At 41.2% G+C, this 5,623-nt stretch carries 7 protein-coding genes; 2 read left to right on the top strand and 5 right to left on the bottom strand.

Features of this window, described 5'->3' with window-relative positions; translation table 11 throughout:
• Positions 1-196: 196 nt before the first annotated feature.
• Positions 197-514 (bottom strand): HU family DNA-binding protein, encoded by a 318-nt coding sequence (locus ACZND6_RS12570; RefSeq protein ID WP_279127262.1) that lies wholly within the window; start codon positions 512-514, stop codon positions 197-199.
• Positions 515-695: 181 nt separating this feature from the next.
• Here ACZND6_RS12570 and ACZND6_RS12575 point away from each other — a divergent pair, with 181 nt between their 5' ends.
• Complete coding sequence (locus ACZND6_RS12575; RefSeq protein WP_369976252.1) at positions 696-1,502, top strand: glycosyltransferase family 2 protein; 807 nt, start codon at positions 696-698, stop codon at positions 1,500-1,502.
• 338 nt (positions 1,503-1,840) lie between these two features.
• Here the strand turns inward: ACZND6_RS12575 and ACZND6_RS12580 are convergent, their stop codons facing one another.
• Positions 1,841-2,599, bottom strand: coding sequence for an endonuclease (locus tag ACZND6_RS12580; protein WP_369976254.1), 759 nt, complete (start codon positions 2,597-2,599; stop codon positions 1,841-1,843).
• Between the two features lie 156 nt (positions 2,600-2,755).
• Between ACZND6_RS12580 and ACZND6_RS12585 the strand changes: the two genes are divergently transcribed.
• Positions 2,756-4,393: a phosphoethanolamine transferase family protein gene (locus tag ACZND6_RS12585; protein ID WP_370758145.1), complete on the top strand. Its 1,638-nt coding sequence runs from the start codon at positions 2,756-2,758 to the stop codon at positions 4,391-4,393.
• Positions 4,394-4,643: 250 nt separating this feature from the next.
• On the opposite strand, the gene ACZND6_RS12590 is transcribed toward ACZND6_RS12585, so the two are convergent.
• The 3 genes from ACZND6_RS12590 to ACZND6_RS12600 form a co-directional block, all read right to left on the bottom strand.
• Positions 4,644-4,832, bottom strand: coding sequence for a TIGR04076 family protein (locus tag ACZND6_RS12590; RefSeq protein WP_369976781.1), 189 nt, complete (start codon positions 4,830-4,832; stop codon positions 4,644-4,646).
• Between the two features lie 48 nt (positions 4,833-4,880).
• Complete coding sequence (locus ACZND6_RS12595) at positions 4,881-5,036, bottom strand: hypothetical protein (protein WP_370747980.1); 156 nt, start codon at positions 5,034-5,036, stop codon at positions 4,881-4,883.
• Positions 5,037-5,198: 162 nt separating this feature from the next.
• Positions 5,199-5,438: a hypothetical protein gene (locus tag ACZND6_RS12600; RefSeq protein ID WP_369976775.1), complete on the bottom strand. Its 240-nt coding sequence runs from the start codon at positions 5,436-5,438 to the stop codon at positions 5,199-5,201.
• Positions 5,439-5,623 lie beyond the last annotated feature (185 nt).

Below are 5,623 nucleotides of genomic sequence, written 5' to 3' on the forward strand. Positions count from 1 at the left end.
GTTCCGTTTGTTTATTTCGCAAAAATCAACTTTATCGGATCGCCAGCATGTTTGCATTGGGGCTATGTCAATCGTTCAAATTTATTTTGGACAGTAGTGAACTCGTTTAGACTTTTCAATTTAATAAAAAAGAGGCTTGTGCCATCCATAAGAAAGAATGGCAGTTCGCCCCTTCTATACTCAAAGCAGCTAAACTTTATTTTTTAGTTTTGGCACGGCTCTTGCGCACAGTCTTTTTGGGAGCGTTGACAGCATCTTTAAAAGCTTTGCCAGCAGAAAACTTCGGAACCATAGCCGCGGGAATTTTAATCTCTGCGCCAGTAGAGGGATTGCGGCCTGTACGGGCTTGACGCTGAGATCCATAGAACTTACCAAAACCAATCACAGTATAATCGCCACCTGCAGCGACGGTCTTGATGATTTCAGCGGTATATGCATTCAACACCTTCGCTACTTCGGTTTTTGCGAGGCCTGTTTCGGAAGCAACTGCTTCGATCATTTCAGTCTTGTTCATTAGAATTCTCCTGTAAGAGATGTAAAAGTAAACGCGAACTCGTTTATCTTACCCTTGTTTACAATTATTTTGAAGATTTTCTTCTGCTTCCTTTACGCCAAGCGAGTCAGAAGGATTAATCTCCCTGAGGTTTCAGAATTTCATCCAGACTAATGATTAAAGACTCATCGACTGTTTAACCATGAAGATTTCCGTAATAGTCTCCACTTACAACAAACCAACTTATCTAAAGTTAGTTTTGGAAGCCTTAAAAGAGCAACAAGATCCCGGAGATTTTGAAGTCGTTATCGCAGATGACGGAAGCGGTATGGAGACAAAAGCAATGATCGATGCTATGAGAAAAGACTTCCCTGTGGTTTTAAAGCATGCGTGGCAAGAAGACAAAGGCTTTCGACTTGCGGCTTCCAGAAACAATGCCTTAAGAAAAGCGTCGGGAAGCTACATAATTTTCCTCGATGGCGATTGTATTCCTAGACGGGATTTCGTAGCTAAACACAGAAGACTTGCCGAGCCTGGTTTTTTTGTTACTGGTACACGCGTTCTTCTCTCTAAAGAGTTTTCTTATAAGATTGAAAGTAAATTGGAAAGTCTTGATTCAGAATCTTCTCCACAACTTTTTAAACACTACCTCAACAAAGAAATTAATAAGATATCTTCTCTTTTTCCTAACCCTTTTTACCTAAGAAAGCTCTCGAAAAACAACTGGAAAAAATTGCGGGGCTGCAATTTTGCACTTTGGATGAAGGATTTAGAAAGAGTAAATGGATTTGACGAAGAATTCATCGGCTGGGGATTCGAAGATTCCGATTTAGCTGTCAGGTTGATTAATTCAGGAATCAAAAGAAAATCTGGCAATTTTCTGGTTACCGTCTTCCACTTATACCACCCTGAGAAGAAAAGCAAACAAGAGGGTTCGGGCTGGTTGAAATTAATGGAGAGAATTAAAAATAAACAAGAAATATGTCATAGCGGATTAGATAAAAAATAAGAAATATTCTTGTGAGAAAAGGTGCCTAGACCCTCTTTCGCAGACTAGGCAACTTTCCGAGCGCATCATTCTCGTCAAACATGACAAAGAGGATTTATAAAATAATTTAGGTGCGTCCCGATCGTTAACTAAAACCTACCCTTTGGAATTAATAACATGGTTGGTAAAGGGCGTCGTTGTTTGAAACCGTTTATTGGTTTCTTTTGACGCCCATCGGCTCCAAGTGAAATTCCATAACGGCCAAGCCGCTGCAGAACAAGACTTGAATAATGGAAAGATCCAAAAAATTATCACGGAGTCCAATTGAATCTTGGGGTTCTCATGCTCAAAAACGGTCCCTATTTCTTACAAAAATTCAAAACAAAGGGGTTATTATTCCCCTGCAGTTGCTTTATTTTGAATGCCCGCTCGCATTCCCATTCTTGTACTGGATAAGCCTTATCCCATGCGTCCATAAGGCGAGACTGGCTCGAACTCATTTGAAAATAATTCGGGTACGCATAAGCCATATATTTATAGGTCCGAGCAATTGGTCCCCTTGAGTCCTGAGGTGGTTCAACTTTGTTTCCTGATATTTTCACGGAACACGATCCAAATGAATTTGGAGTGTTCTTCGGTAATACTTCGAAGTTCTTGTTTCCACGCTCCGCATTAACCGCACCGATAGCTGGATACAAATTGTATAAATCACTTTGCATATAGCGAAACACTATATTTTCTTTTTCTGCACATTTTCGACCCTTAAACGGATTTCCCCTATTATCAACACATCTTGGAGATCCCTCTCTCCATTCGGAAAAGAACCGTCCGAAATTTTCTGCAGGAACTACATGCTCCCATTCAACACGTCCCGCTCGCTTTGCGTGGGTAGAGGTAGCGAACCCTTTTGGCAATATGATATTTTTATCTTTATCGAAGGGGACCTGGCAGTAAAGAGTTATTCTCCGATTTGATATTACAAACCGTTCCATAGCTTTTTTGGCTTTATTAAAACTTTGGAACGTCTGGTTGCCCTTAACCACTTCGTCATTCGCAATAGCAGGAAAAGACACGGAAAGAGAAATGAAAATAGAAAGGGGAAAATAAATTGATTTCATTAACTGTGGGCAAAAATTAAAGACTTGAAATTATAAGGTTTGGAATGAACTAACCATTTTCTTTTAAAGCACTATTTATTGAAATGATTTCTTAATGCTTTGATGAAAAAGCATATCGAGAAGAAAATATAAAAGCAGGAAATCCCTGAGATAACAATGAATTACTTTGAAAATAGCTTGGCTAACAAAGACTTGACTAGCGCATCGTGTTGGATATTTTTGTATAACCTCATAGTGTTTGTCTTCGCAAGCGTAGCTCTAGGTATGATTCGAAGCCTTCAGTTAGCGGCCTTTTATGTTCCGCTTTCTTTTTTGCTCGCTTGGCATCTGCCTATTTTCATAAAAAAAATTCTTCTCTTTACCAATCTTGTATTTTGCTTACTCATCATTTCTTTTAGTGGTATTCAAGGGTTTCTCTATAAAAATTATGACGCTACCATTGATTCTTCCTTCGTTATAGAAGCGTTAGCCAATACAAATTTAGATGAGAGCGTGAGCTACGTACAGGCTGGTTTAGAACAATTACTCCTGTGGGGACTTTTTTCTCTTTTAGTTTTCATCCTTTGCTGTATATGCCTTACCACAATCACCCGAGCCAGCCTCCCAAGATCCAAAAGAATCCTTGCCTTTGTAAGTGTGTTGGTATTGTTATTCATCTTCTCTTTCTACCAAGATGCCTGGCGCAAGCGGTTTCCTTTGTTTATTTACGCCAACCTATTCAACGCCATTGAAGCCCAGCAGGATTATTGGGAAGAAATCGAAAATGAAAATAAAGGCTATTTGTCCGCCGCAAAAAAACTTATTTCGAGCGTAGAAGAAGGTCCTAAGACAATTGTTTTAATTATCGGCGAGAGCACCTCAAGAGAGGACATGTCTTTATATGGCTACCCACGCAACACAACTCCTCGGCTTAAAGAAATTGAGACAAAAGATCCGCTTTTTATTAAAGCACGCGAAGCCTATTCAACAAAATTTAGTACAGTTCCTGCTTTCAATTCCATGTTGGAATTTGACCTTAACGCTCCCTTCAAAGAGCATGTTCACTTATTGGCTATATTCAAGAAGGCCGGATATCACATTACTTGGATCAGTAATCAGGATGACCTCGGCATAGAAGCAGAATATTCGAGTTTTGCAGATAAAGCGGTACAAATGAATCGTCAACCGGGGAGATCAAGCGTCTCTTTTGACGAAAAAGTAATACCGGAATTAAAAAGAGCCTTAACTGAAAACTGCCAAAAGAAATTGATCGTTGTCCATTTGATTGGTCTACACCCGCACTTCGCACTTAGGTTCCCGGAAGGGACTAAAGCGACCTGGAGCAAAGACGACGATATCAGCAAATCTTTAAGAGATATGGGGCGTTCCAAAAGGACACTCATCCTCAAAGAGCAATACAACCTCGGCATGCTGTATCAAGATCAGATTATTTCTGAATCTCTTGAATTAACCAAGAAAGCCGCGAGTAGCACTCCTGCCGACTGGATTTATCTTTCAGACCATGGCGCGGAGTCCGGTCACCGAGGTGATTTTGTGGGCCACTCTTCAAAAACTCTCGGGGGCTACACAATCCCTTTTCTTTTTTGGAGTAATGAAAAAACTTATTCCCAAAAGCGCGAGCAGCTGGCAAACAGACCTTTCAGGGCAGATTGGTTATCCTTCTTGCTTTTAGACCTAGCAGGGATCAAGTGTTATTTCTCGTATGACAATAAATCCTGGATTGAGCCAGATTACCATTGGGATGAGCCGGGCGTTATCACGTCATTAAAAACCAAACCCTCTCCTGCCCAATAAGAAAGAAAGGACAACCCAAACGTTTGTAGTTCAGATTGGAGCTCTTGGTGTTTTACATTTGTGACGCTGCAGCATTGAATTAAGGATAAGCGGCAATAGTTGTTCCTTATCCTCTCCGATTGAACACGAACTCAACGGTAGAGAAGAAAGGGGAAATTGCGATCTAGCCTGTAATTTTCCTAGTTTCCATGGACAGCAAAAGGGCCTCCGCCAAGTGCTTCAAGAGGTCCCTGATAGAGTGGTTCTGCTGTTAAGGAATATCGATCCTTTCAATTTTGAAAATCACAGGTCTCGTCCCATCCGAACAACACGCAATCATTGTGTTCTCTTCCTTCATCCAACCTTTCATAATCGGACCGCCCTGCAGACCCGTGTAGATGTACCTTGAGATTGCATCCCAAGCTTCAGAACAAAAGGGCTTATCTGGACCACCCGCTATCTCCTCCGGATTCCCTTGTGTTGAAACTAATGTATTTAAGCCACACTGTCAAAAGCTGTCTTTGCCGTCTTCACGGTAAAAGATAAAAACGTCACCTTTGTTATAAACGGGACATTTGCCTGAGCAAGGATTTTGACAATATCGATGCTGGAGATCTTCATAAAGCAGCGTATCCAACACTGTTACTTCTACACGGTGTCTCATTTTTCCTCCAACAAATGGGTTAGGTAGGGATATCACTCTATCCCTACCTGAGCCGCGTGACTTATTTCTGTTTTGCGATATCTTTCGCTGCAATTCGACCGAAAGTCATTGCTTTACCAAAAGCTGAGCCTGACATATAGCCCGCTCCGTGAACTCCGCCGGTCATTTCCCTAGCTGCCCAGAGACCCGAATAACTTCACCGAATACATTTTGAACCTTGGCATCTTTGTTAATCTTCAATCCACAGTAAGTCGCGATAACTGCCGCAGTGGCGGGCATGATGTAGAATGATCCTTTATCTAACGGGATAGGTTTGCCGCTAGTGTCCACCAAAGTCTTACGCCCGAATGTGTCCGAATCATTCTTGATTCCTTCGTTGTATTCTTTAACAGTCTTCGCCAATTCTCCCGAGTTTGAGAGTTATTTTTGGGCCAAAGCCAGGCCAGCTCTGAGTTTGAGCCCAAAAATTTTTACCGTTAATGTAGCCTAAATGTAGCACTATATGATATAATTAAGAGTATCTCAGTCTTGGAGGGTGACAATGCCTCTGCACGTTTCAATCGTTTCGGTTAAGAATTACAAGTACA

The sequence above is a fragment of the Parasutterella sp. genome, from assembly GCF_057870745.1.

Excerpts from the sequence above, each read along its gene's own strand:
- ACZND6_RS12580 (WP_369976254.1), bottom strand. The coding sequence starts at position 2,599 with ATGAAATCAATTTATTTTCCCCTTTCTATTTTCATTTCTCTTTCCGTG.
- ACZND6_RS12575 (WP_369976252.1), top strand. The coding sequence starts at position 696 with ATGAAGATTTCCGTAATAGTCTCCACTTACAACAAACCAACTTATCTA.
- ACZND6_RS12595 (WP_370747980.1), bottom strand. The coding sequence starts at position 5,036 with ATGAGACACCGTGTAGAAGTAACAGTGTTGGATACGCTGCTTTATGAA.
- ACZND6_RS12585 (WP_370758145.1), top strand. The coding sequence starts at position 2,756 with ATGAATTACTTTGAAAATAGCTTGGCTAACAAAGACTTGACTAGCGCA.
- ACZND6_RS12570 (WP_279127262.1), bottom strand. The coding sequence starts at position 514 with ATGAACAAGACTGAAATGATCGAAGCAGTTGCTTCCGAAACAGGCCTC.